At 52.3% G+C, this 24,278-nt stretch carries 24 protein-coding genes and 1 pseudogene; 14 read left to right on the plus strand and 11 right to left on the minus strand.

The window, feature by feature from the left end:
* Positions 1-15: 15 nt before the first annotated feature.
* Positions 16-1,350, minus strand: coding sequence for a glycoside hydrolase family 10-like protein (locus V2154_RS22670; RefSeq protein ID WP_437342050.1), 1,335 nt, complete (start codon positions 1,348-1,350; stop codon positions 16-18).
* A gap of 236 nt (positions 1,351-1,586) precedes the next feature.
* On the opposite strand from V2154_RS22670, the gene V2154_RS22675 reads away from it, so the two are divergent.
* Positions 1,587-1,883, plus strand: a complete 297-nt coding sequence (locus V2154_RS22675) for a hypothetical protein (RefSeq protein WP_100934905.1) — start codon at positions 1,587-1,589, stop codon at positions 1,881-1,883.
* A 70-nt stretch (positions 1,884-1,953) separates the two neighbouring features.
* Here the strand turns inward: V2154_RS22675 and V2154_RS22680 are convergent, their stop codons facing one another.
* Positions 1,954-3,144, minus strand: coding sequence for an MFS transporter (locus V2154_RS22680; RefSeq protein WP_353504121.1), 1,191 nt, complete (start codon positions 3,142-3,144; stop codon positions 1,954-1,956).
* Positions 3,145-3,181: 37 nt separating this feature from the next.
* Here V2154_RS22680 and V2154_RS22685 point away from each other — a divergent pair, with 37 nt between their 5' ends.
* The 5 genes from V2154_RS22685 (at position 3,182) to V2154_RS22705 (ending at position 6,962) form a co-directional block, all read left to right on the plus strand.
* On the plus strand, positions 3,182-3,421 hold the full coding sequence (locus V2154_RS22685; protein ID WP_353504122.1) for a hypothetical protein: 240 nt from the start codon (positions 3,182-3,184) through the stop codon (positions 3,419-3,421).
* Between the two features lie 182 nt (positions 3,422-3,603).
* Positions 3,604-4,026: a RidA family protein gene (locus V2154_RS22690; RefSeq protein WP_353504123.1), complete on the plus strand. Its 423-nt coding sequence runs from the start codon at positions 3,604-3,606 to the stop codon at positions 4,024-4,026.
* Positions 4,027-4,239: 213 nt separating this feature from the next.
* Positions 4,240-5,613: an NAD-dependent succinate-semialdehyde dehydrogenase gene (locus V2154_RS22695; protein ID WP_353504124.1), complete on the plus strand. Its 1,374-nt coding sequence runs from the start codon at positions 4,240-4,242 to the stop codon at positions 5,611-5,613.
* Positions 5,614-5,669: 56 nt separating this feature from the next.
* Positions 5,670-6,128, plus strand: coding sequence for a tautomerase family protein (locus V2154_RS22700; RefSeq protein WP_353504125.1), 459 nt, complete (start codon positions 5,670-5,672; stop codon positions 6,126-6,128).
* A 102-nt stretch (positions 6,129-6,230) separates the two neighbouring features.
* Positions 6,231-6,962, plus strand: coding sequence for an SDR family NAD(P)-dependent oxidoreductase (locus V2154_RS22705; protein ID WP_353504126.1), 732 nt, complete (start codon positions 6,231-6,233; stop codon positions 6,960-6,962).
* A 28-nt stretch (positions 6,963-6,990) separates the two neighbouring features.
* On the opposite strand, the gene V2154_RS22710 is transcribed toward V2154_RS22705, so the two are convergent.
* Positions 6,991-8,214 (minus strand): citrate synthase family protein, encoded by a 1,224-nt coding sequence (locus V2154_RS22710; protein ID WP_353504127.1) that lies wholly within the window; start codon positions 8,212-8,214, stop codon positions 6,991-6,993.
* 69 nt (positions 8,215-8,283) lie between these two features.
* Between V2154_RS22710 and V2154_RS22715 the strand changes: the two genes are divergently transcribed.
* From V2154_RS22715 to V2154_RS22725, 3 genes are all read left to right on the plus strand, one after another.
* Entirely contained in the window at positions 8,284-9,675 is a 1,392-nt protein-coding gene (locus V2154_RS22715) for a CoA transferase (RefSeq protein ID WP_437342045.1), read from the plus strand.
* Between the two features lie 275 nt (positions 9,676-9,950).
* Positions 9,951-10,433 (plus strand): glutathione peroxidase, encoded by a 483-nt coding sequence (locus V2154_RS22720; RefSeq protein ID WP_353504129.1) that lies wholly within the window; start codon positions 9,951-9,953, stop codon positions 10,431-10,433.
* Between the two features lie 376 nt (positions 10,434-10,809).
* Positions 10,810-11,316: a YciE/YciF ferroxidase family protein gene (locus V2154_RS22725; RefSeq protein ID WP_353504130.1), complete on the plus strand. Its 507-nt coding sequence runs from the start codon at positions 10,810-10,812 to the stop codon at positions 11,314-11,316.
* A gap of 530 nt (positions 11,317-11,846) precedes the next feature.
* Here V2154_RS22725 and V2154_RS22730 read toward each other — a convergent pair.
* The 3 genes from V2154_RS22730 to V2154_RS22740 all read right to left on the minus strand — a co-directional run bounded on the left by V2154_RS22730 (position 11,847) and on the right by V2154_RS22740 (position 13,525).
* Positions 11,847-12,323, minus strand: coding sequence for a TetR family transcriptional regulator C-terminal domain-containing protein (locus V2154_RS22730; RefSeq protein ID WP_353504131.1), 477 nt, complete (start codon positions 12,321-12,323; stop codon positions 11,847-11,849).
* A 63-nt stretch (positions 12,324-12,386) separates the two neighbouring features.
* Positions 12,387-13,022, minus strand: a complete 636-nt coding sequence (gene xopG / locus V2154_RS22735) for a XopG/HopH/AvrPtoH family type III secretion system effector (RefSeq protein ID WP_353504132.1) — start codon at positions 13,020-13,022, stop codon at positions 12,387-12,389.
* Positions 13,023-13,042: 20 nt separating this feature from the next.
* The gene (locus V2154_RS22740) at positions 13,043-13,525 is read right to left on the minus strand and encodes a CesT family type III secretion system chaperone (protein ID WP_353504133.1); all 483 of its coding nucleotides are present in this window, start codon (positions 13,523-13,525) and stop codon (positions 13,043-13,045) included.
* Between the two features lie 394 nt (positions 13,526-13,919).
* Here V2154_RS22740 and V2154_RS22745 point away from each other — a divergent pair, with 394 nt between their 5' ends.
* The 3 genes and pseudogenes from V2154_RS22745 to V2154_RS22755 all read left to right on the plus strand — a co-directional run.
* The gene (locus V2154_RS22745) at positions 13,920-14,105 is read left to right on the plus strand and encodes a hypothetical protein (RefSeq protein WP_353504134.1); all 186 of its coding nucleotides are present in this window, start codon (positions 13,920-13,922) and stop codon (positions 14,103-14,105) included.
* Positions 14,106-14,266: 161 nt separating this feature from the next.
* Entirely contained in the window at positions 14,267-15,502 is a 1,236-nt protein-coding gene (locus V2154_RS22750) for a diguanylate phosphodiesterase (protein WP_353504135.1), read from the plus strand.
* 54 nt (positions 15,503-15,556) lie between these two features.
* A pseudogene (locus tag V2154_RS22755) lies at positions 15,557-15,673 on the plus strand (30S ribosomal protein S5 alanine N-acetyltransferase); the annotation flags it as partial.
* Positions 15,674-15,724: 51 nt separating this feature from the next.
* Here the strand turns inward: V2154_RS22755 and V2154_RS22760 are convergent.
* From V2154_RS22760 to V2154_RS22775, 4 genes are all read right to left on the minus strand, one after another.
* A complete protein-coding gene (locus V2154_RS22760) occupies positions 15,725-17,785 on the minus strand; it encodes an FUSC family protein (RefSeq protein ID WP_353504136.1) in 2,061 nt (686 codons plus the stop codon).
* Between the two features lie 275 nt (positions 17,786-18,060).
* The gene (locus V2154_RS22765) at positions 18,061-20,481 is read right to left on the minus strand and encodes a TonB-dependent receptor domain-containing protein (RefSeq protein WP_353504137.1); all 2,421 of its coding nucleotides are present in this window, start codon (positions 20,479-20,481) and stop codon (positions 18,061-18,063) included.
* A gap of 394 nt (positions 20,482-20,875) precedes the next feature.
* On the minus strand, positions 20,876-21,790 hold the full coding sequence (locus V2154_RS22770; RefSeq protein WP_353504138.1) for a DMT family transporter: 915 nt from the start codon (positions 21,788-21,790) through the stop codon (positions 20,876-20,878).
* A 248-nt stretch (positions 21,791-22,038) separates the two neighbouring features.
* Entirely contained in the window at positions 22,039-22,227 is a 189-nt protein-coding gene (locus V2154_RS22775) for a YjfB family protein (RefSeq protein WP_353504139.1), read from the minus strand.
* A gap of 245 nt (positions 22,228-22,472) precedes the next feature.
* Here V2154_RS22775 and V2154_RS22780 point away from each other — a divergent pair, with 245 nt between their 5' ends.
* Both V2154_RS22780 and V2154_RS22785 read left to right on the plus strand, forming a co-directional pair.
* On the plus strand, positions 22,473-22,742 hold the full coding sequence (locus V2154_RS22780; RefSeq protein ID WP_353504140.1) for a hypothetical protein: 270 nt from the start codon (positions 22,473-22,475) through the stop codon (positions 22,740-22,742).
* 11 nt (positions 22,743-22,753) lie between these two features.
* Positions 22,754-23,083, plus strand: coding sequence for a type II toxin-antitoxin system RelE/ParE family toxin (locus tag V2154_RS22785; RefSeq protein ID WP_353504141.1), 330 nt, complete (start codon positions 22,754-22,756; stop codon positions 23,081-23,083).
* 140 nt (positions 23,084-23,223) lie between these two features.
* Here the strand turns inward: V2154_RS22785 and V2154_RS22790 are convergent, their stop codons facing one another.
* Complete coding sequence (locus tag V2154_RS22790; RefSeq protein ID WP_353504142.1) at positions 23,224-24,255, minus strand: methionine synthase; 1,032 nt, start codon at positions 24,253-24,255, stop codon at positions 23,224-23,226.
* Positions 24,256-24,278: the final 23 nt, after the last annotated feature.

Below are 24,278 nucleotides of genomic sequence, written 5' to 3' on the forward strand. Positions count from 1 at the left end.
AGAGGGTGGGGGGAGTTAGCTACCCCAGCGGGTGCGCAGGTAATTTACCGCTTGCTGGGTTTGTGGCTGGTTGAGGTAATCCTCGCGGAACAGAATGGTGCCGGAGATTTGCGGTACCGCGTCGTTGAGGTCGAGCTGCTTTTTCAGCTCAGGTACGCCGCCGCTGACCATCCAGTCGGGTTCGTTTTTCGAGGGTTCGCCCACTTTGTACAGCGCAATACCAATGTAGAGGCGGGTATGGGTCGGCTTCACCACGTCGGCCCACCATTTTGCCAGCACGTCGTAGCGGGCCGCGTCACGCGCGAACGGCCAATAGAGCTGTGGCGCGATGTAGTCCAGCAATCCTTCTTGCACCCAAAGGCGAGTGTCGGCATAGGACTCATCATAGGCAGCCGCGCCGCGAGTATTCGAACCTGCCGGATCGTGCGAGCGATTGCGCCACACGCCTGCCGGGCTGATTCCAAATTCTACGTTAGGTTTCAGTTGCTTGATGGTGCGCGACACCTGCTCAACCAGCAGTTGGGTATTGTGGCGGCGCCAGTCGGCTTTCGAGCTGAACCCCTGTCCGTATCTCCTAAAGGTTTGGCTATCGTCGAGCGTCGAACCCGGCGATTCGGTGTAGAAATAATCATCAAACTGCACGCCGTCGACCGGATAGCGTGACACCACTTCCGCCACGATGCTGGTTATCCAGTCGCGCGCTTCGGGAATGCCGGGGTCGAGCACAAAACGGTCACCGGCGGTGCGGATCCAGTCGCGGTGCAGCACAAAGACGCTGGCCGGATGCATTGACAGGGTGCGGTTTAGCTCCGCCACGGTTCTCGGCTTGGTATTGACAGATACGCGATAAGGGTTGAACCAAGCGTGGACCTTCATGCCGCGCTTGTGGGCTTCATCCAGCATAAACTGAAGGGGGTCGTAGCCGGGATCTTGACCGATATTTCCCGTCATCACGTCTGACCAAGGCAGGATCTTTGAAGGCCAGAGCGCGGTGCCGTCAGGCTTCACTTGGAAAAATACCGTGTTGATGCCGAGACGTTTCAGCTTATCCAGTTTGTCGGTCAGCGCCTTCTGCTGCTGACTAATGCGAACCGCCGGATTGCTGACATTCACCGAAGAGATCGGCGGCCAGTCGAGGCGAGACACCGTGGTCAGCCAGACGCCGCGCATCGGCTCTTGCAAGTGCGAGCTTTTATCCGGCAGCGGCTGCTTCGCCACCGGTGGCAGCGGGGTGACCAGAGATTTTGGCGGCGTGGAGGAACAACTGGCAAGCCACAGGGCACCGGCAAAAAGTGCACCTAAGCGCAAAACGCGAGTTAGCTCGGGAAAGCGACGATGACGGGCGATGATATTCTCCAGTGTTTTCTGGTGGTCACGTGGGGATCGCCATTCTCTTATGAATCAGGCCGCAGCGGCAAGTTTTGTGCAGCGACGGGGTCATTTAATTCTCCCCACGGTTTTCACTTAAATCACGCAAACCTGCTGGTGGACATTCCCCAATAATCACCCTATAAAGTTCAATGTGGTTCTTTTGTTAAATTTATGAAAAAATAAATCACTAATACGAAATGTCTCAAGGAGTGAAAATGCATCCACAATATAATTTGTACGTGATTATCGTGCCTATTTTAATCATCGCCCTGACGTGGTGGGATTGGCGTCGCAAGAAAAATGCCATTCTGAAAGACAGAGCAGATACCCATGGCCCTGATTTCCACGAGCCTTACGCTGAGTCCCAGGCCGAAGCAAAAGAGAGAGCACTTTCTGAAGTAAACCATAGAGAACAGGCTTTAGCTAAAACCCTAAAATATAGAATTGCTATTACCATTATCTTTATTTTGCCGATTTTGATGTACATAAGATTATATTTTTTACACAAGTAAGCTTATTGAGAATATTAAAGGGATGGATGCATAGCGGGGAAGAGGCTATGCATCCATCCTGATTAATTGATTAAGAATTTAAACTTGCATCGCGCAACCTGCTCCAGCCAGCAACTAAAACAATCAGCATAATAAAACCGGCCGAGGTGCCAAGCAGCAAACCTGCCCGCGCTCCATAATGGTCCACCACCGCACCCGCCAGACCCGCACCAACCGCCACGCCAACGCAAATCCCGGTCATCATCCAAGTCAGCCCTTCGGTAATTCTGCCCGGAGCAATAATTTTTGAGCCAATATTCAGTGCGACAATCATGGTCGGGGCGTAAGAGATGCCCGCCACAAACAGCGTCGCCACCAGCGCGAAGACAGTGTGAGAAAACACCGTAGGAACCATGGTCAGCGCGGTGAGCAGTGTGCCGATGAAAAACTGTTTTGGCATCGAGATAGAGAGCCGAAGGCCGCCAAACATCAGGCCAGACAGTATGGAACCCAGCGCATAGGCAGCGAGCATGATGCTGGCCGCCGTCGGCCAATCATGTTCGTTGGCGAAGGCCACGGCCGACACGTCAATGGTGCCGCCCATCACCCCCATGGTCAGCAGCACCAGCACAATGGTAGCGAGGCCGGGCGTGCGCAATACCGAGCTGCCATCGCTGCCTCCGCCAGCCACCACCTTGGGTTCGGTCTTTCTCTGCATCAGAAAAGCCGTCAGGCCCAAGATTTGCAGTAGCACGGCGATTAAAGGCCCGGCTTCGGCAAACAGCCCTGAGCTTAGGGCGATGGCTAAAGGAGCGCCGACAATAAAGGTGATTTCCGCCAGTACGGTGTCGAGAGAGAAGGCGGTGTGCAAGTGATGACTATCACGGAACATCGCCGCCCAGCGCGCCCTGATCATGGCTGACATGCTGGGCATGGTCCCGGCGAGGACCGCCAGAAGATATAAAATCGGTGCCGGGGCGGACAGATAAGCCGCGGCGACCAGCGATAGCAGCATCAGGGTGCTGAAAGCCGTGACCCAAGGCAGCACTCGGCGCTGCCCGTGGCTATCGACAAACTTTGCTACTCGGGGAGCAATTAGCGCGCTGGAAAGGGTGAAGGTCCCGGCCACCGTGCCCGCCAGCCCATAGTGGTCCGTTTGCATGACCAGCATAGTAATAATGCCGATACCCATCATGGCGTACGTCAGGCGAGCGATGGTCCCAGAGATAACCAATCCCAAAACGCCGGGAACGGCAAAAATCTCACGATAATGCTGAGTCATTATATTCATCCCTTAATTATTTGAGAGGATCAGCGAGATGCTCCCATTATTTTTAGGCACCCCTAGCCAATGGTGTAATGTATTTCACGGCGCAAGGTTAAATAGTACTCAAGTATTTATTGGTGCTTTATTGAAGTCAATGGTTATTTCTTCGCCTGTTTTACATCGCATTATTTCTGCGTTTAAAAAAAGAAAATTAAAAGCATCGTTAATGAAAAAATTGGAGTTGGTATTATTCCGCTATGAAAAATCTTATTCATTCGACCTTAAAACTTAGGATAAACCCCTGAGTTTTGCTGTGGACCTGAATTGAAGACCGATCATTGATTACGCGTGATTGAGTGTCGCCATGGAATGAACTTAGCACTCAATTTACAAAGAAAACACTTGGAATATTAATTTTCTGGCTTTACAGTAACCTTCTACAACCTCGCTATATCCAGATTATCAGGAGATCCCATGTCACAGCCAAGCTCATCAAAACTGGTCCATATCAATCCTAAAGGTCTGCATGATCCTACGCCGAGCTGTTACACCCACGTGGTGACCGCGCCACTGGCGGGGCGAACGATTTTTGCCTCTGGGCAGTGTGGGGCCATTCACCATAACGGCCAGCCCCTTGATTTTGCAGCACAATTAGACGGCGCGCTAGCTGGAATGAAAACGGTGATTCAGGCTGGAGGGGGAACCGTGCATGACATCGTGCGCATCAATCTCTATATCGTGAACCACACCGAGGCGCTGCTGCCGATTTGGTCTGCCGCCGCCAAGCGCATTTGGGGTGAGGGGCCTTATCCGGCCAGCACGTTGGTGCCCGTGCCTCGACTGGCGCTCGATGGACTGCTGGTGGAGATAGAAGCCACTGCGGTAGTGCTGGAGTAATAAAAAGCGGACGGAATTGCGCGAAAAATTACCCAATACCGTCCGAATTCCATGGCCTAAATCCTTGCGTATACGGCATTGCTGCCATTGATGCGCCGAGCCTAAGATGGCGACAACGGACCGGCAGACTGGTCTTCTCGCCACTGCAAACCCTGAATACGCTGCATATAGCTGCCACAGGGGGCGTAATTATCTTAGATATCGGAGTCAATAATGGCCTATCAAACGATTAACCCGACCACCAACGAACTGCTGAAAACCTACGCCAACCACACTGATGCTGACATCGAAGCGGCGCTAGATACGGCACATAAACTGTATAAATCCCAATGGTCGAAAGGCCCTATTCAACCTCGTTTACAGGTGCTGGAACGTCTGGCGGACCTGATTGATGCCCGTAAAGAAGAGCTGGCGCGCATCGCCACCGTCGAGATGGGAAAACTTATCTCTGATGCCCGTGACGAAGTATGGATCATTGCCGAAATCGCTCGTTACTATGCGCGCAATGCCGAAAAATTCTTAGCCCCGTCGAAAATTGATTCCAAGCTGGGCGAAGCCTGGGTCGAGAACCATCCGATTGGCGTGCTGCTGGCGGTCGAGCCTTGGAACTTCCCTTATTATCAGCTGATGCGCGTATTTGCTCCGGCGATTGCGGCGGGCAACCCGGTGGTCGCCAAACATGCCAGCATCGTACCGCACTGTGCGAGCGTATTCGAAGAGCTGGTCAATGAAGCCGGAGCGCCAAAAGGTGCGTGGAAAAACCTGTTTATTACCTCAACGCAGGTCGCCAACATCATTGCTGACGAGCGCGTGCAGGGCGCGGCGATGACCGGCTCCGAAGGGGCGGGTAGCGCGATTGCCGCGCAGGCTGGCAAATATTTGAAGAAATCGACACTGGAAATGGGCGGCAACGACGTCTTTGTGGTGCTCGACGACGCAGACTTGGAGAAAGCCGTAGAAATCGGCGTCTTCTCCCGTCTTCACATCTCCGGCCAGGAGTGTATTTGTGCCAAACGCTTTGTTTTGCATGAGAACATTGCCGACGAATTCCTCGCAAGATTCACCACGGCGATGGCCACCGTCACCATCGGCGATCCGCTGGATGAGAGCACCAAGCTTGGCCCATTGTCTTCGGCAGAGGCAGTAAAAGGCCTGTCCAAACAGGTAGAACGCGCCCTGCAAAACGGCGCAACGCTGCATTTAGGTGGTAAAGCCATCGCGGGCAAAGGTAACTTCTTCGAGCCAACCATCCTGACTGACGTGACGCGCGACAACCCGGCTTACTTCGAAGAGTTCTTCGGCCCGGTGGCGCAGATTTACGTGGTGAAAAGCGATGACGAGGCGGTCGAACTGGCGAATGATTCCCGCTACGGTCTGGCTGGCGCAGTATTCTCACAGAATATCGAACGCGCCAAATCATTGGCGTCCCGTATCGAAACTGGCGCAGTTTGGATCAACACCTTTGCTAGCACCGCGCCGGAACTGCCGTTTGGCGGCGTGAAGCGTTCGGGGTATGGCCGCGAGTTATCTGAACTCGGCATTAAAGAGTTCGTGAACCAAAAACTGGTGCTGGTTGCCAAGTCTTAAGAACAAATTTGGCCCCGCCACGTTACGGCGGGGCCATGACCATTAAGGAGTTCACCATGCCATCCTACGTCTGTTCTGTGCCGAATGGGCTGTTAAGCGACGCCCAGAAGCAGGAAATAGCAACCTGCATTACCCATAGCCACTGTGAAGCCACCGGCGCGCCGCCTTTTTTTGTGCAGGTCATTATTGAAGAAGAGGGGACGCTGAAACGCTATATCGGAGCCCTCGCCACCACCGAATACATCTGGATACGCGCCGATCTTCGCGCCGGGCGGTCCGAAGAGCAGCTAAAAGCGCTGATGCTGCGCATTGTTGGCGACGTGAGCCGCATTTCGGGTATTCCCGCCGAAAATGTCTGGATCAATATGTGCATGCTCAACCCAACTGACATGGTGGAGTACGGTCGCGTGCTGCCGGGGCCGGGCGAGGAACAGCAGTGGTTTGAGACTCTGCCTCAGTCGCTGCGCGAAAGGCTGGCAACCTTGGGGATCGATCAGCATAAATTCCAGCTTTAATTCTCCATCGCAAAACCCCTTCAGGGCACATCCTGCCTTTGTCAGACAGTGAAAGCAGGGGCTAGGATGAGTGCTCCGGTACTGAACATTAAGGTGACAAATATGCAACCCACCGCAGTGATTGTTGGCGTAGGTTCTGAAGAGGGGCTGGGCGGGGCGCTGGCTCGCCGCTTTGCTAAGGGCGGTTTTCACGTGATCGTCGCAGGGCGAACCGTTGAAAAAATTGAGTCCGTGGCGAAAAACCTTGGCGAGGGTAATGGCACGGCGGTACAGGTCGACGTGACGCAGCCAGAAGAGGTGCGGCGGCTGTTCCTGACGGCGTCCGCGCCGGGCGCCGGGAGAGCACCGGCGAGCGCGGTGATTTTCAACGCGGGCAATAATCAGCACATCCCGTTCCGTGAATTGACCGCCGCTCAGGTTGATGAGTTCTGGCGCGTCGGCTGCTTCGCAGGCTTCTTGGTGGCTCAAGAGGCGGTCAATCTGCTGCTGCCGCAGGGCAAGGGGAGCCTCATCTTTACCGGCGCATCCGCCAGCCTGCGCGGCCGTCCCGGCTATGCCCATTTCTCAGCCGCCAAGGCCGGGCTGCGTATGCTCAGCCAGAGTCTGGCCCGCGAGTTTGGGCCGCAGGGGCTGCACGTGGCTCATGTGTTGATAGACGGCGGCATCAATGGCAACCGGCTGAAGTCCGCGATGCCAGACGTCGTCGATAAGCGCGGTGTTAACGGGCTGCTGGACATTGATGCTATCGCCGAGACTTACTGGCACCTGCACCAGCAGCACCCTTCGGCGTGGACCCAGGAGATCGACCTGCGCCCCTTCAAAGAGTCATTTTAAGCCGATGAAACAGGCCACGGACGTGGCCTTAAAGCGCCTGAGGCGGGATGCCGACATAACGCGCTCGCGGGCGGATCAGCCGACTGGCGGCGACCTGCTCCAGCGCGTGGGCCAGCCAGCCGGAACAGCGGCTGACGGCAAACAGTATAAAGGGTGCTTCCTGTGGCAAGTTGTAGGTGTCCGCCAGCAGGGCGAGTGCGAAGTCGATGCTCGGGCGCTCGCCCGCTGCCTGTGCCACATACTCCATGAGTTCGCCGTAAGGCCCGCCGCTCGGCAACATTGCCATGATGGCATTGGCTCGCACGTCTCCGTCGGGGTAGAGCGGATGCCCAAAGCCCGGCAGTGTCCGCCCCTGCGCCAACCACTCCCTGACGGCCTGCTGCGCGCCGACTCGCCGGGTCGAGTCAACCAGCACGTTGAGCGAGCGCGAAGCACCGCCGTGCAGAGGCCCGGTCAAGGATGCCAGCCCGGAGAGCACCCCGGCGGCCAGCGACGCGCCGGTTGAGATAGTCACCCGCACGGCGAACGCCGAGGCATTCAACTCATGTTCGGCCAGCAGCACCAGCGTCTGGCGCAACACCTTTTCCGCTTCGGGGCATTGCCACGCCTGAGCCAAACTCTCGCTGAGCGTGCTTTCACTACTGGTTATGTCGATGCCGAGCATGGCTTCGGTCAGCGTGGCGAGTACGCCTGCAGCCTCGGCACGCAGCACCGGCAGGGCGCGCCCCGTTGAAGGTAAATCTCTGCCGCTGCGCTCGGCCAGTGCTATCAGCCCAGCTGCCGAAGCCTGAGAAAAACCTTTGAAATGACGAGTGGGGCTGCCGCCAGCAACCAGCGCCTGCTGAAAGTCCGCCTGCGGATACTCCCACAGCAGCGCCGCGACTTGCTCCAACGACGCCGTGCGTGAAAGCGCCACCGCGTCCTGCCCGCGATACCAAAGCCGCCCGTCAATCACCGTCGAAATCGCCGAAGGCAGCACCGGGTCACCCCATTCAATGGCCTGCGCGGCCACCACTTCCAGCGTGCGGCGGCCGTTGGTTCGCTTCGCCATGCGCATCACATCTTCGCGGTGATAAAGGCTGCGACGGCTGTCTTTGCTGTCCGGCTGCGCGCGGATTTTTCCCCGGCTGACATTGGCATAAAGCGTTTGCGGGCGGACATTCAAAATGCTCAGGGCTTCTGCGGCCGTTATCCACACCATGGCGATCCTCAGGTTGATGTTGATGATTCGAGTCAAGATTGACGTCAACATTAGCAAGATTATTCTGGGGTTAAAAGATGGCCCACTGCTCCCTCAAATCCAGTTTACTCAGGCGGACATATGACGAATGCAACCATGACTTTTTTTGATCAAGCTCGACAGGCGCTGCATCTCCCTCAAGAAGCGTTAACTCAGTTCGATGTGCAAGGCACGGCGCAATTGGCGTCTGAGTTCCCGGTCACCGATTTTGCCGTTGCGGCCATTGGCGCGGCGGGAATGGCGCTGGCTGAACTCATCAAAGTGCAATTTGGGCACAAGCCGCAGGTGGAGGTTGACCGTAAACTGGCTTCGCTGTGGTTTAGTTGGTCAATACGGCCTATTGGCTGGCAGATGCCCGCCTTGTGGGATTCCATTGCCGGAGACTATAAAACTCAAGATGGCTGGATCCGTCTGCACACCAACGCGCCGCGCCACAAAGCCGCCGCGCTAAAGGTTTTGCAGTGTGCCGACGACCGCGAGGCGGTGATGAAAGAGGTGACGAAATGGCCCGGCGAGGCATTGGAAACGGCGATTGTGGAGCAAAAGGGCTGCGCGGCGGTTATGCGCAGTTTGGCCGAGTGGCAGGTCCATCCGCAGGGCAAAGCCGTGGCGGCAGAGCCACTGATTGCCTGGTCATCCGCTGAGGCGGCATCTCCTTACTCAGCTTGGCAACCTGAAGAAAAAAGGCCACTGGCGGGTCTAAAAGTGCTGGATTTGACCCGCGTACTGGCAGGCCCGATAGCCACCCGATTCCTCGCCGGTTATGGGGCAGAAGTGCTGCGGCTAGACCCGCCGGAGTGGGATGAACCCTCGGTGATCCCCGAGGTGACACTGGGCAAACGCTGCGCGCGACTGGATATTAAAACGTCCGCCGGGCGAGCTACCTTCGAGCGATTACTGGCCGAAGCCGACGTGCTGGTGCACGGCTATCGCCCCGATGCTCTTGTCCGACTGGGCTATGGCGAAGCCGAGCGGCGCAGCATCAATCCGGGTCTGATTGATGTTTCTCTCAATGCCTATGGCTGGTGTGGTCCGTGGGCCGGGCGGCGCGGCTTTGATAGCCTGGTGCAAATGAGCTCCGGGATCGCGCACTGCGGCATGCAAGGAACGCATTCGGACCGGCCTGTGCCGCTGCCGGTGCAGGCGCTCGACCACGCTACGGGCTATTTAATGGCGGCGGCGGTGATCCGCGCTCTGGTTTGGCGATTGACTGACAATCGCGCATCAACGGCGCGCTTGTCTCTGGCGCGTGTAGCGCACTCGCTGGCTGAGCTGCCGCGTGCCCCCGTCGCCGCGCAGGGTTTGGAAATCAGCCCCGACGATTTGTCTCTGGAAATAGAAAAAACGCCGTGGGGCGAGGCCAAACGATGTAAATCTCCACTGTTAGTCGGCGGCTTACCTTTGGTTTGGCAACGTCCGGCGTCGCGACTTGGGTCGGCTGAAGCGGGTTGGGTGGAGTCAAGTTTAGGTTAAACAGGGACTAATATGTGTAAGATTGCCGGTGCTCCGCCGCTTTTTGCAGCAACTGCATAGCGCTTTGCGCTGACAATCTAGGTGCGTATAACATTGATTATGTTAAATAAAGCGAATTAAGTTATAAATCTTACATTTTAATCACTCAATAGATAAGGGACTTTTGTGAAGTCTCCGTCCTGATTCTGAAAACCTGCTGCCCCTCTGATTATTTACATATATCAGATAAAGTGGCAATTTCAACGTCGAGCTATTTCTAGTTAGAGGATTCCGATATGACTACCTTTCATCAACTTACCGCCACCAGTCTGGACGGCAAGCTTATCTCTATGGGCGACTTCGCCGGTAAGGTGGTTTTGGTCGTGAATACTGCAAGCCAATGTGGCTTCACGCCACAGTACGGCGGTCTTGAAACGCTCTACAATAAATACGCCTCCCAAGGTTTGATGGTGCTGGGTTTCCCCTGCAACCAGTTCGGTAAACAGGAGCCAGGCGACGCCGACGAAATCGCGCGGACCTGTTATATTAATTACGGAGTGAGCTTCCCTATCTTCGAGAAGGTACAGGTCAACGGAACGGCAGCGCACCCGGTATTTCGTCATCTAAAAAATGAACTACCCGGCGTGCTGGGTGGCAAAATCAAGTGGAACTTCACTAAATTTTTGATTGGACGCGACGGTAAACCGCTCAAGCGTTTTGCTCCGATCGCTACCCCGGAGAAAATGGAAGCCGCAATCCTTGCTGCACTTGCAATCTAAGTATGTCTAGAGGATATTTTCTTAAGGTTATCAATGGATGATCGCTGTATTATTCTTTTAAATACCGAGTATGTTGATTATAAGAAATCATATCCTTTTTCCTTTAATAAATAGTCATAAGGTGGAAATTCCTCTCCATTATTAATAGATAATTAAAATGTCTTTGTCTAAATGACTCATCTTGTAAGTATAGGTTAATTAAAGGGGTTGTAAGCCTGTTAACTCAAGTTACACATAAGCTTACGTATGCATAATTAGCTGTTTCGTCGCATTTAAATAAAATCTCATGGAGTAAGATAAATCTTAATTGAGTTTTTTATTTTCTCACCCGACTATTCTTTAGAGGTGTTATTTTTTTTAATGAGAGGAAGTTTTGATGCCTATTACTACTTTAAAAGAGTTGTTTAATCATGATTTATCTGACGTTTACAGCGCAGAAAAACAAATTACCAAAGCACTTCCAAAAATGGCACGTGCAGCAACGGATACTCAATTAGTTGATGCATTTAAACTTCACCTGGAAGAAACTCAGGGTCAAATTGAGCGCCTTGATAAAGTGGCTGAGTCACATGCTGATATTCGTATTAAGCGTATGAAATGCCACGCGCTTGAAGGTCTGGTAGAAGAAGCGCAGGAACTTATCGAATCAGTAGAAAAAGGCGAAGTGCTAGATGCCGGTCTAATCGGCGCCGCGCAAAAAGTGGAGCACTATGAAATTGCCACCTATGGCACGCTCGCGGCGCTGGCGAAAAAACTCGGTTATACCGAGGCAGCAAAACTCCTGCTTGAAACGCTGGAAGAAGAGAAAAATACGGATGTGAAACTAACCTCTATTGCCGAAGCCAGCTCTCCGAAATCTAAAAAAAGCACCCCCGTTCGTTGACTTATTGCAGATGGCCCATGAGCAATATAGGCCATCTGCTTTCCATCAAGATTGGTTATATATTCCGCATACCTCTTAGGGATATTACTTGTGCAACGATCCCAAGACGACCTTATTATTTGCCTTTAAAAAACGCTAAATTTCCTTGATCAAAAACAATTTTCATTCGGGAAGTTATTCCACTCGCCTCTATATCAACGCAGGAGAGAGCATGTCCCGATATTAAAAATGGCATTCTGATGAAGAGATACTGCAATGAGTTTGAACTTCTCCATAAGTCCCGAAGTAGAGTTTGATTCTCGCTACAGTGAAATTGATTTTACTTTAGTAAAGTTAGATGCTGAACTCCAGGGCGCTATTTCTTGGTTGCAAATCAATGATCAATGTCAGCACCGACTACTTATTGGTTCGACTGGCGCGTTGTGATGTGGCAGCTGCGTGCCAAGCTGAATATAAAAGGTTGATCGGCACTGTGTTATTGCTTAGAAACCTTAGAGCAGGCCTTTGGCCTGCTAGCCGCCGTCCCTCGCTTAGGGGGTGATATGAATAATTTTTCTTGTCGTGTTCAGCGCCGAATCAAAAGGCCCGGTATTTCGAACAATCTTAACCATGACGCTTGCGCCTACCCAAAGCTGGTAGAGACTTTCTGCCACGATGCGGGGCGTATCGTCAATCGTCAGAGATCCTTCGTCTATTCCCTTTTCTAAGGCTTCCGCCAGACGTGAGATTATCCCTGAAGTACCAGCCTCAAGGGTTAAGCGCATTGTGTCCGACAGATCGGCCACTTCAGCACCCAGTTTCACGGCAAGACACTTACCCTGACAGTCAGAGAGTACCCTATCGTCATTTTCAACAGACACAGGCTCATCGGCGAGGATGGCGGGGCCATTGCTGGCAATCCAGTCAAGCGTGGCAGCGCACTTCTTGACTTCAGCGCGGGCCGCCGTCAGGGCTTTTCCCATTTCAGGGGTAATGATCCCGGCTAAACTCTCTGAGCGTTCGCGCAAAATTAACCCATCAGGCTCATCGGTTTAGCCGGTGAGCCTGTATCACCTGTTAACTCACAGCCATTACCCTGCGGCGTACTGGCCGCGCAGCGGCAGGCCATGTTCATGGCGGATGCCATTCTCAGAAAGCGCCTCATTGGCGAACTTGCCAATGCCCACCGCGCGCGCCTCCTCCTGCCCGGCCGGAGAGCTATTATCGTAACGGTCCGAAGTCCCGCCGGTGTATGTCCCCTTCAGCATGCGATAGCCGTGTACTAACTCATGGGCCAAAGATACAAACGCCAGCGAGGTATCGTCCATCAGGCTTGGACGCCCATAAGCGTCAATCGCCACGGATTGGCGCGGGTTCCAGTCCACGCTGGCGCTCGTTCCCTCACCTTTCATACCCAGCGTCTGCTTCTGCGCTAGCTGGGTAGCTTTCTTATTATGGGCTTGGTCATACTCGCTGCTGGACAGCTTAAAGCGGCTGACCTGAGATTGCGTTAGCACCGGGCGGGCCACGGTGTTAGCCATTGCCGTCACCTTGACTTTAACGTAGCGGCCATTGCTGCTTAGATCACGCAGTTCATTCAGCAGGCTGCGGCCATTTGGGCGACTATTCAACTTTTGTAATGCGCTTTCAGCGGCAAAATAGTCCTCCTGACGATGGTATTCAATCGCGATATGCGGTGCTATTTGACTGGCAGAAATCGTACTCATTTTCTCTCCTACGTGCTGTTTTAACGTTGCGACATCAGGGCTTCAACCTGACGGCGCTGAAGTAAAAGCTTTTCTTCATCTTTGGTGACCGAACGGCCTTGTGGGACCGCGGGCTGACACCAGCGACCAATTACCGACAGCGTCCAGACGAGGCGTTCAAATAAGGAGATAAGCGTATCGTGAAGAAGATCTTTTAGCGGCAAGGCGGCCCATATCACCAGTTGTGCGCCCTCTTTATCAGCCGCAACGGTAATGACAGGCTGCTCCTCGATATTCAGGTTGGCCTGAAGCAATTCAAGCAGCAGCGTCTCACTTGGGTTTTCAGGCAACGGCAACATCCCCATCATAATCAAAGACATGTTTTCCGTAAGTTCCAGAAAGACCTCTTGGCCACTCTCGAGCGGCAACGCATAGTATCCATGCGGATTGCACTCAATTGCGGGCACGTTCAGCTGTTTAAACAGCGGTTGGAGTTTTTGATAGAGCTGTTCAGCAATCACCATAGCTACACCTATTTCGCGGACCAATATGACGAGTTATGTGGTTGGCGTTCGAGGCTGGTTCCTGCGGGAGTTTGTAACAAGGTGCAATCGATATTGCATATACAAAGCTGATTTTTCAGATGAAAGGTATGCGAATTAATTGATTAGATTTTCAAATGGCAGGCGAAGACCGCACAGCCAGTCTCCAAGCTTTGGGGGACAGACCGGTCTCTCGTTCAAAAATGGTATTGAAAGCACTCACCAAAGCATAACCCAGTGAGTGAGCCACCACGGAATCTGTTCTTCTCCTTCGGACAATGTCCGTTCGGTAAGACGCACGCGCCACTGTGTCAAATAGGCAATTGGGGTCATGCCCGCAATAAGCTTGAAATTTTGCGCAAAGGTGGTGCGTGACATGGCGCGGGCCGCCGCCGATAAAAATCCGGTCATGCTGGGGATGGTCAAACTGCTGGGTGTAGATATGAATGTGACTAACGCGAAGGCTAGAAGTTTATTAGGCTGGGCGCCTCGCTCGCCTGAACAGGCGATTATCGCCACGGCTAAAAGCTTAATTGAACTGGGACTTGTCGATAACAAGTAACTTTCTTTTGACTGAAGCGTCTTCACGACGCTTCATCAACTTTCCGCTAAATTGCCCAATTAGATCTCATTTTTTACCCGGCAATTTTACTTAATCCTTGGCTCTCACCCTGCATTCTCTGATAGGGTCTTACCCTGAATTACTAATCCAAGGTCCCCTACATGCTCCTGACACTCGTCTACCGCAGCCAAATCAGCAGCAACACCCAGCTTGATGATTTGGACAATATGGTCGCTAAAGCCAGCATGACCAACAGCCAATCCTCGGTCACCGGCATCCTGTTGCACGATGACACCCACTTTTTCCAACTGCTGGAAGGTCCAGAGGACGCCGTTGACAGTATCTTTGCTAAAATTGCCATGGATAAACGCCATAACAACGTGGTGGAACTGATGCGCGACCACGCGCCTTCGCGCCGGTTCGGCAAGGTGGGAATGGAGCTTTTCGACCTCAGAACCTATAGCGAGGACGTGGTATTTCAGGCCGTGTTGGATAAAGGGACGTCGAAGTATCGCTTAACCTACGATGACCGCGCATTGCAGTTTCTTTCCACCTTTGTGCAGGCGCGCGAGAAAGAAAACTATCTTGATATTCCCTCGCCGGACACCTGGTCCTTTGTGGTCGATCACTCTCAGTCCTACCCGGTTCAGGCATCCCCCTCTGCGGAGTGCAGTTACGCCTTCCAGCCCGTTGTCGATCCACTCAAAAAACAGATTGTTTCGTTTGTCTCCACACTCTGCGACCCGGAAGGCGGCTCGCCGCTGGGGTATTACGCGCGGTCTGAACATAAGAATATCTACAGCGCCGATCTCGAGTCCAAGCGGCACGCTTTTGCGATGGCGAGTGAATTCGGCATTGGTCACAAAAGCCTGACTATCTCACTGCTGCCTATGACCCTGTCCAACGCGCCGAACGCGGTGGAGTTTCTCCTTCAGGAGATAGCCGCCAGCGGGCTGGTGCCGGAACAGGTGGTTATCGCGTTAAGTGAAAACGGCTCAATCACGGCGGAAGAGCCGTTCTACTTGGCAATGAAAAAGCTCAAGGCTTCCGGCATGCGACTGGCGGTGGAGAACTTCGGCGCAGGCTCGGCGGGCTTGCTACAGCTGACTCAGATGCAGCCCGACAAGCTAATGATTGAACCGAGCCTGATTCAAGACGTGCATAAAAGCGGGCCGAAACAGGCGATTGTGCTTTCCATCATTAAGTTCTGCTCGTCGCTTGAGATCTCGCTGACCGCCACCGGCGTGGAGAAAGTCGAGGAGTGGATGTGGCTCGAAGCGGCGGGGATTTGCCATTTTCAGGGCAGCCTGTTTGCCAAGCCGGGGGTGAATCGCCTGCCCCTTATTGCCTGGCCTGAAATCGGGGACGAGTTTGGTCCGCGTGAGAAGGCGGTGTAAACCCCGCGGCCGCTGTGGACTGCGGGGGAAATTCCATATAATAAAAAGAGTGAGCAGGTGCTGCAAAGATTAGGGTTTAAGCGCGAAGGCTATGCCGCCTCTTATTTGAAAATTGCCGGAAAGTGGCAGGACCATGTTTTAACGTCACTGATCAACCCGCGGGACGATTAACCCTGCCAAGCACGGTGCTGACAGGGTTGGTCACTCCACGTAAAGGCGCAACTACATATCCGTCTCCACCCGATTCAAGCTCGGCCAGTGCGAGCGCGAGAACAGTACCAGCCGGATGTTAAACAGTGACAGCATGGGGGCGTAGTAGCGGGCGTCTTTGCTGGAGAGCGTCTCAAGCTTTATCAGCAAGAGGTCTATTTCGCGGAGCAATTTCGGGTGCGGCGAAGCATGGAACGATTTTAGGCGTGCTTTCAGGTAATGTTTTAATTCATAGAATATGCGGTCAGTGGCGTTGATGTGATCGGCCAATAATTCCTGATTCTTCATATGGAAATCGTAATAGTTCGCGCCAAGCCACACTTCGGTGATCAAGTCCCCGCCTGCGGCTAATTCATCCGTTACGTCACTCTTTTTTCTCGGCAAAATCACATTCACTTTATCGAGCATTCTCGCCACAAACTGTTGGCGTGAGTGAGGAGAGGCGCGTTGCAGTTTGATCTCCGCCAGAAAGTGAATCAGCTCTTTTATCCCCTTGAGCAATGCACGTTTCGCCGTCCATGAGGGCCGTTTACTGCGAATAATTGCTGTCACCACCACGCCAATCACCACGCCGACCAGACTTGAAACTGCGCCGTTTAACGTCGCCAGCAGATCGGGTTTATAGTAATGGCTCAGGCTGATTAAGCCCGGAATTTGGGTGGCAATAATTAAGCCGAGTAAGTTGGTGACAGGATTGGCGATGAGCACGCCGAGCGCAAATAGGCCGGGGAATAGGCAAATCAGCAGAGCTTCAAAGGTGGTGGTGAGCGGGATGAGCGTTGAGACATAAAAGATGCTGATCGCCGTAGCGACCACCACGCCGGTCAAAAATACCTTCATCGGGGCTACCGGGTTGTCCATCGCCGCGAAGAAAGAGCAGAGTATTGCCGCCATCATCGGCGCGGTTGCCCCGTCCTTCCAGCCAGAGCCAATCCAGAACAAGCAGCAGAGGAAAGTCACCAAAAACGCGGTAAATGACGAGAGCAGCAGCATCCCTTTATCGATATGCCAGTGGGCCGTGGAGCGTCTGGCCTTGCTTTCATCAAAGTTATCGACGCGCTTACCCACGCTAAAGTGCGCATCGGCCACTCTGACAAAATCCCCTAGCCTGTCGAGTAAGCCGTTCAGCAGCAAACTCTCTTCCACGTTCATCGCCTTAGCTTGGTGAGCCTGCTGCAACTCAGCCTGTGTCTGGGCGATATTTTGTTGAATGGTATGGGTGTTTTCGACGGCGTCGCTGTTATTCAGCCAGAGTAAAAAGTGACGAAAAGTGTTTTGCACGTTTTCCGGGAAAGCAATCTGACGCTTCGCCAACATAGTCAGGCGCAGCTCAATGGATGTCAGCGTGGGCACCAGATAAGACAGATGCTGATATTGCACCGTCACCAGGCGAATTAGCTTTCTCGCCGCATTACCTTCAAAGATGCAGTGGGTGATCAGAACTTCGACATTGGCGGGATAACCGGCCATCTGGATCAGAATATTTTCGTGATCCGGCGACTTCTCCGGCGTCGGCGCGGTGAGCAGCGCGTTACACAGCTTCTTGGCACTGTCGTACCAATTGGTGATGCTTTTTTCCAGAATATTGCTCATCGAAACCGGCAAAATCAGGCTGTGAATCAGGCTGCTACAGACAATCGCAACACCAATTTCCTCAATGCGTGATAACACCGTATAGGTGATGGCCAGAGGGGAAGTCACGTCAGGGAATCCCATAATCGCGGCACTATAACCGGCCAGCATAAAGACATAGCTTTTCGGGGTACGGTCGTGCAGCGAGAGATACAAACAGAGGGCGACCCAGGCAGAAACACACAGGCTGAACAGCAGCGGGTTCTGGACCGTGATGGGGTAAATCAGCAGAATAAACAGCCCTCCTAGCAGGGTTCCGAGCATGCGGAACACGGATTTTGAGAGCGTAGAAGCAGAATATAATTGAGAAGCAATAAAAACCGAGGCAACTGACCAGGCGGGCTTATCTAAATTAAGAGCCAGTGCGATGTATAGAGCAAGAAACGCGGCAAAACAGGTTTTAAGCGAGAACAATACTGCGCTTTTTGAGAACCATTTCATAGGTGGAGACTAACTCACAAGAACTGCATTTTATCGTTATCCGCGCATAATATCCGAAGCCGATCACGCCAGCATTTTTAAATTTCCTACAATTTATTTCCGCGATAAGCTATTTTTTAACCTCACTGACTTTAGTAATTAAAAATAGCATTTGGCTTTTTTAAACAGCCCGATTTTTTAATTTTACATTGTGCTTAGAGGCTAAGATTTATAAAAGGTGTTACCCAAACAAGTCGAGTAACACCATGACTTCTCCTTTAGCGACTCATCAACCGTTAGAAATCAACATTCACGCCCAACTGGAAATTGCGGCCCGGCATGACGGCCAGTGCCTTGTTGTAAGTATCCTGATTGCTGGTGTCGGTCAGGGTGCGGCTGCTGAGATAATCCCAGTATTTACGGTCGGTGATGTTATACACGCCGCCGCTGAGTTTGACGTTTTTGGCGACCTGCCAGTAGGCCGTGGCATCAAGCATGCCGAAGCCCGGCACGTTCATGTAATCCGTGGTGGAGTCAGTGATTGGTGCCCCGCTATTGCTATAACTTTGGCGATTAGTGGCCTCGGCTTTCTTACCTTTGACGAACGTCGCGATCAGCGCGGTACCGTAAATGCCTGATGGATCATCCCACGCCACGCCCGCTACCAGTTTCATTGGTGGGACGCTATCGAGATCGACGTATTTATCCCCGGCATAGCTGGACTTGGATTCGCCCTGCGCGTAACCCAGCGCGAAGCTGGTGCTCAGTCCATTTACCGCGCTAAACCACGAGCCGTAGCTGATTTTCGTGGTTAGGTCTGCGCCATAGATGAAGGCGTCATCGCGGTTTTCGGCCTGATAAATGGTGTAAATATTGGATGGCACGTCCGCAAACATGCCCGGATTCGCTTTGCGGGTGTAGCGCGTATTGGCGATGAAGTTCTTGTAAGTGTTGTAGAACGCCGAGGTTTTAAAGGTCACCCCTTCACTCAGCTCGCCCTTCATTCCCCACTCAAAGTTATTGCTGGTCTCGGTTTTTAGGTTGGTATTCCCAATCAAGGCATATTGGGCAGATCCGGCGTAGGAAGAGCCAAGGTTCCAGGAGCCGTACAATTGGCTGGCGTCGGGGAACTGTGCTCCGCGCTGATATTGCAGGTAAGTCATCAGCTTAGGCGTGATGTCGTAGGTAAAGGCCAGTGAGGGCAGAGCCTGAGTGTCCGAGTTCGCCTTACTGTATAAAGTAGAAACCTGCCCGGTTGACACCACGCCGTTGGCCAAGTCCGACAAGTCTCGCGCTTCGGTGTTCTGATGAGCAATGCGCACTGCGGGGACAATGCCAAAGTTATGACCGTCGAGGTCAAACTTCATAGTGTCCTGCACGAAGCCGCCCAGAATATAGGCCCGGCTGTCAGCCTCGGGCTGCATCAGGGTGTTGAAAATGTCCTGCGTCGGACTTTGGCGGAACGGGCGCTCGGTATTGGACACCCGGCCATTCAGCCCGGCGCTCAGCTCGTGGCGCCCTACCGTTTTCAGCCAGCTGGTTTCAGCGCCGTAGGTGTCAACGTCATAGTTGGAATAGACGTTGATCATCTGATCGCTGGAGTTAGGCAGGTAGGTATTATCGTGCGCCTGGGTGTACTGGTAATAGACTTTCGACACCACGGCGTCCACGTAATCGTTGAACGGCGTCCACTCATCCTTCAGGCTTATCCCCCAGCGGCGGGTATTACTTTGCTGATGGGCGGTGCCCAAAATGGTGTCACCAGAACCGTCCCACGCGTCGTAATGGGTGTGGTTCACCTTCTCGTAGTAATCGAGCGTGCCGGTGAACTTGTGCGCATCGGTGGGCTGCCAGATGACGGATGACATGACCGCGTCAGAGTGCCAGTTCTCAGGATAGGCGTCACGAGTGCCGCTGTTATTGCTGGTTTCCTGACCGTCGCGACGGCTGATAGCTATCAGGCCGCGTAAGGTGTCGTCCCCGGCGGCGGCGGTGATACCGTTGTGCCATGAGCGATCGGCAGAATCATAATCTGACTGATAACCAAAGTAGGTCTCTTTGCCGGGATGCAGATAATCATCGGCAGATTTTGGCAAGAAGGAGACTTCGCCGCCGATGGAGGTGTTGGCGCGCTCGGCTGAGGTCGCGCCAGACTGAATATCAACTTGGCCGTACATGTAAGGGTCAATATAGTCACGGCCGATGCCGAAGGTGCCCAGTCCGGCGCGGCTGACATAGCTGCGCCCGGTGGCGTTGGGTTGCGGAATGCCATCGACGTCAATGCCGACGCGGTTGCTTTCCAGCCCACGAATGTTGTAGCCGGTATAGCCGCTGCGGTCGAAGCCGCTTTTGCCATTTCCAGAACCGCCGCTGGAGCCAGTGGCAGAAATTAATGGCTGATAGCGCATAATCGTGCCGAAATCGTTTCCGCCGTTTTTCTGCATATCTGCCGCAGAAATCGAGGTTTTCGAGCCCGGTTTCTTATCCGGCAGCGTCTCGGTGATGGTCATCACGTCTTCATTGTTCTGCAACGGCGCCTGAGTTCTGCGAGCTATCGGTTTCTTTTTACCAGAAGGCGCTGTCTGAGCTTCCCCGATGTTTGATAGATTATTGTCTTTAACAGTTTCCGCTGCGTTAGCCTGCAAAGTGGCACTGAGGACAATCCCCGGTAAAATAACGTTCCTAATAATTCCCTGCACTTTAAAAGGTTTGAGCATTTTAATTTTATTCCGTACTGATTATTAAAATATGCTCATCAATTGCTGCCTTACCCATCACCGAAGAATCAATGAGACTGGGTAAAAATGATGTAAAATAGTGGCTTCTATAAGTATTCTCAATCCTGAGTTAGCCATTTACCCTTATAATTTATGATATTATTGTGACGTTTCATTTTGGCTTGCTGCCGATAATAATCATTATCGAGAAAATAACAAATAAAAGTCGCTTTCTTGACGATATTTTCCCAAAAAGGCTTTAACTCCACATGGAATATATAACTATAAAAATAACGGATTACACTAGTAATAAAAGAGGGATATTGAACACCTTCTAAACCTTATTCATTAAAAGGTGTTTCAATTGTGCAGCCACCTAAGATGGCTGGCCTGGTTACTTCACCGCCGCGTTTTTTATTGAAACTGCTTGTTTCCCCGGGCTGACTATCATCCACACGGCGATGCCGACAATGATGGCGCCGATGATGAAACCTTTAGTGATGGTCTCACCCAGCGCGAGGTATCCCCAGAGCACGCCAAAGGGTGGGATCAGGAAGGTTACTGTCAGTGAGCGTAATGGGCCGATGTCGGCAATTAGCCGGAAATAGAGAATATAGGCCAAGGCAGTGCAGACAAGGCCGACGGCAAGAACGCTGGCCCACACGTCAATTTGCCCCCAGTTGACTGCCGGGCCAGTGCCCATCGACCAGGCAAAGAAAGGCAGAAGAAACAGTGTCGCGCCCATTTGGCTACCAAAGGCGACCGTTTTAGGATCAAGCCCGCCGCGGTTGGATATCCACCGACGGGTCAGGAAGCCCGCCACGCCATAACAGCTGGTTGCCACTAAGCAGGCCAGAATGCCGTACAACATACCGCTGGCTGAATTTATATCTCCAATAGTGGTGATGACGATTATTCCTAACAATCCTAATATCACCCCACCCCACTTTCTGGCACTCAATTTCTCACTGAAAAAAGCAAAGCCTATAATGGCTCCCATGAGTGGCGTCGTGGCATTGAATATTGCCGAATAACCGGCGGGCAACCACTGGGCGGCAAAACAATACATTAAGAAGGGTAATCCTGAATTAATAACCCCGAGAAATAATGATGATTTGAATTTATTCTCAAAATTGAATGAGGACCTCAGCATTAAAAGAATCACGCCAAGGCCAACAAATCCGAAAAACACCCGTAAAAATGCAGTATTAATCGCGCCAAACTGTGGTGCGGCAATTCTCATGAAAATAAAACTGGCTCCCCAAATTGCGGCAAGTAGGAGTAATCGTAGATAATCTGCAACACGCATGTTTTAGGCCCCTTTAGGTACTTTGCATATTTTTATAAGATTTAATTATTACCACTGCGTCATGAACCCCTAACGCCCAGCTAGAATATATTCTAGCCGATTAAAATAGCACTCCGCTTCTTGCTTTTGAATTCAGTGATGTAGTTTATCAGCGTATGGGAGCATTGAATGGGCGGGTTATTGGAGCAGAAGCGGCGGGGGAATGGTGATTTGTGACTTCCCTTCCCCTACCCTCAAAAACGATCGACTCAGACAGTGATATTAATGTTGCGCCCGATGGCAGGATTTGCAGGAAGTTGTGGAATAGCGTCGAGCAGGCTGGCAGCCGTTGATGCTTGATTATCCAGCGTTTTTTTCAGCAGCAGGGTATTCACCTTACTGTCGAGATCCAGGTTATCCAGCCCGGTCGCGACTGAAGCAATCTGCGATACATCCATTCTATTCTCCTTTTCAAAACAAAAATTGCTCACGGCTTGGACCCAAGCCTGAAGATGTTATCGGCAATTTATGGGGATTCTTTAGGTCGACTTTTAAGGGAGTATTGTTCAGTTGGGATATAAGGGTTTGATCAAAATAGTAGTGGGTAAAATATCTCATCAATTTGTCCGCAGTCGGGAGCGAGTGCTATACTGATAGACATTGAGCTAAGGGTTTCCCAAACTCTTTGAAAAGTGAGGAAGTTATGTCTAACACCATGTCACAGCGTGCCGCCCGAGAAGGTCTGGGTTCTCCAGAACTCTTTACTGGCGGGGTATACATCACCAAAAACGGCGTCTCCGAATTGTTCATTCAGACAGCAGCTGAACGCGAGGCAGACATTCAAGCTCAAGCCCTTGAGCGTCAGGCGAATGCACTGCTTAAATTTTCTATGCTGGCAAAACAAGAAGTTCGCCAAGGCCGGGCTATGACTGCTGAAGAAGCACGTCAGAAGCTGCGTGACGCGCGTAAATAGAAGGTAAAAGGATGTTTAACGTCGTTGTTACTCCGGCAGCCCTAAACTGTCTGCTTGAAATCGAATCTTTCAAAAGTTTAACGATGGGTGCCAAGGATGCGGCGCAATATGTAGACGCAATGTTTGACAGCTCTCTTGCCGCAGTAGCTGAGGATCATGTGCGATATCGCTACAACGGCCTTCTTGCAGACAAAGGGTTGTTATTACGAGAAAGGCTAGATATCGAGAGTGAGTACCGTCTAATCTACGATTTCGATGGTGAGACGATTGAGATCTTACTGTTTGTCAGCATGAAGCAGGACCTTGAAAAAGCCTTATATCGCTATTTGATCACTCAATAATTATCAGAGTCGCTAGCACAGCAGCATTGTCCCACGCAGTGAAAAGATAGCACGAATCCAAAACAACTCAGCCCAGAAGGCAATCTATTCGATTGCACATTCCGGGCTGAGTTTTCATCATGTAAGAGTGTTTGGCGGAGTTATTTAGCCAGCAGCTCTTTACGCACGATTTCTGCACCTGCACTCAGTGCATCCAACTTGCCGCGCGCGATGCCGCGAGGAAGTGGGATCATGCCGCAGTTGGTGCATGGATAGAGTTTGTCGGCGTCAACGAATTGCAGCGCTTTGCGCAGGGTCGCGGCGACTTCCTCTGGTGTCTCAACGGTACTGCTCGCCACGTCAATGGCACCCACCATCACCTTCTTACCGCGAATCAGCTCCATCAGCTCCATTGGAACGTGGGAGTTGTGGCATTCCAGAGAGATGATGTCGATATTCGATTTTTGCAGTTTCGGGAAAATCTCTTCGTACTGTCGCCACTCGGTGCCCAGCGTCTTTTTCCAGTCGGTGTTGGCTTTGATGCCGTAACCGTAGCAGATGTGCACGGCGGTTTCGCATTTCAGGCCTTCGATGGCGCGCTCTAGGGTAGCAATACCCCAATCATTTACTTCATCGAAGAACACGTTAAAGGCTGGCTCGTCAAACTGGATGATATCCACACCGGCGGCTTCCAACTCTTTGGCTTCTTCATTGAGGATTTTTGCAAATTCCCACGCCAGTTTTTCGCGACTTTTGTAGTGGTTGTCATACAGGGTGTCGATCATGGTCATAGGACCTGGCAGCGCCCACTTGATTGGCTGGTCAGTCTGCTTACGCAAGAACTTCGCGTCTTCAACAAATACGGACTTCTGACGGCTCACTGGACCAACCACGGTCGGTACGCTGGCTTCATAACGGTCACGGATTTTGACGATTTCGCGTTTCTCAAAATCAACGCCGTTAAGGTGCTCGATAAAGGTGGTGACGAAGTGCTGACGCGTTTGCTCGCCGTCGCTGACGATATCAATACCGGCCTGCTGTTGATCTTCCAGACACAGACGCAAAGCATCTAGCTTGCCGTCGACGAGTTCTTGATCTTGCAATTTCCAAGGTGACCAAAGTTGCTCAGGCTGTGCCAGCCAAGAAGGTTTAGGTAAGCTGCCAGCAGTTGAAGTCGGTAATAACTTTTTCATAATGGATGACCCTGTGTTTTGGT

The organism is Ewingella sp. CoE-038-23 (genome assembly GCF_040419245.1).
Taxonomy (GTDB): Bacteria; Pseudomonadota; Gammaproteobacteria; order Enterobacterales; family Enterobacteriaceae; genus Ewingella; species Ewingella allii.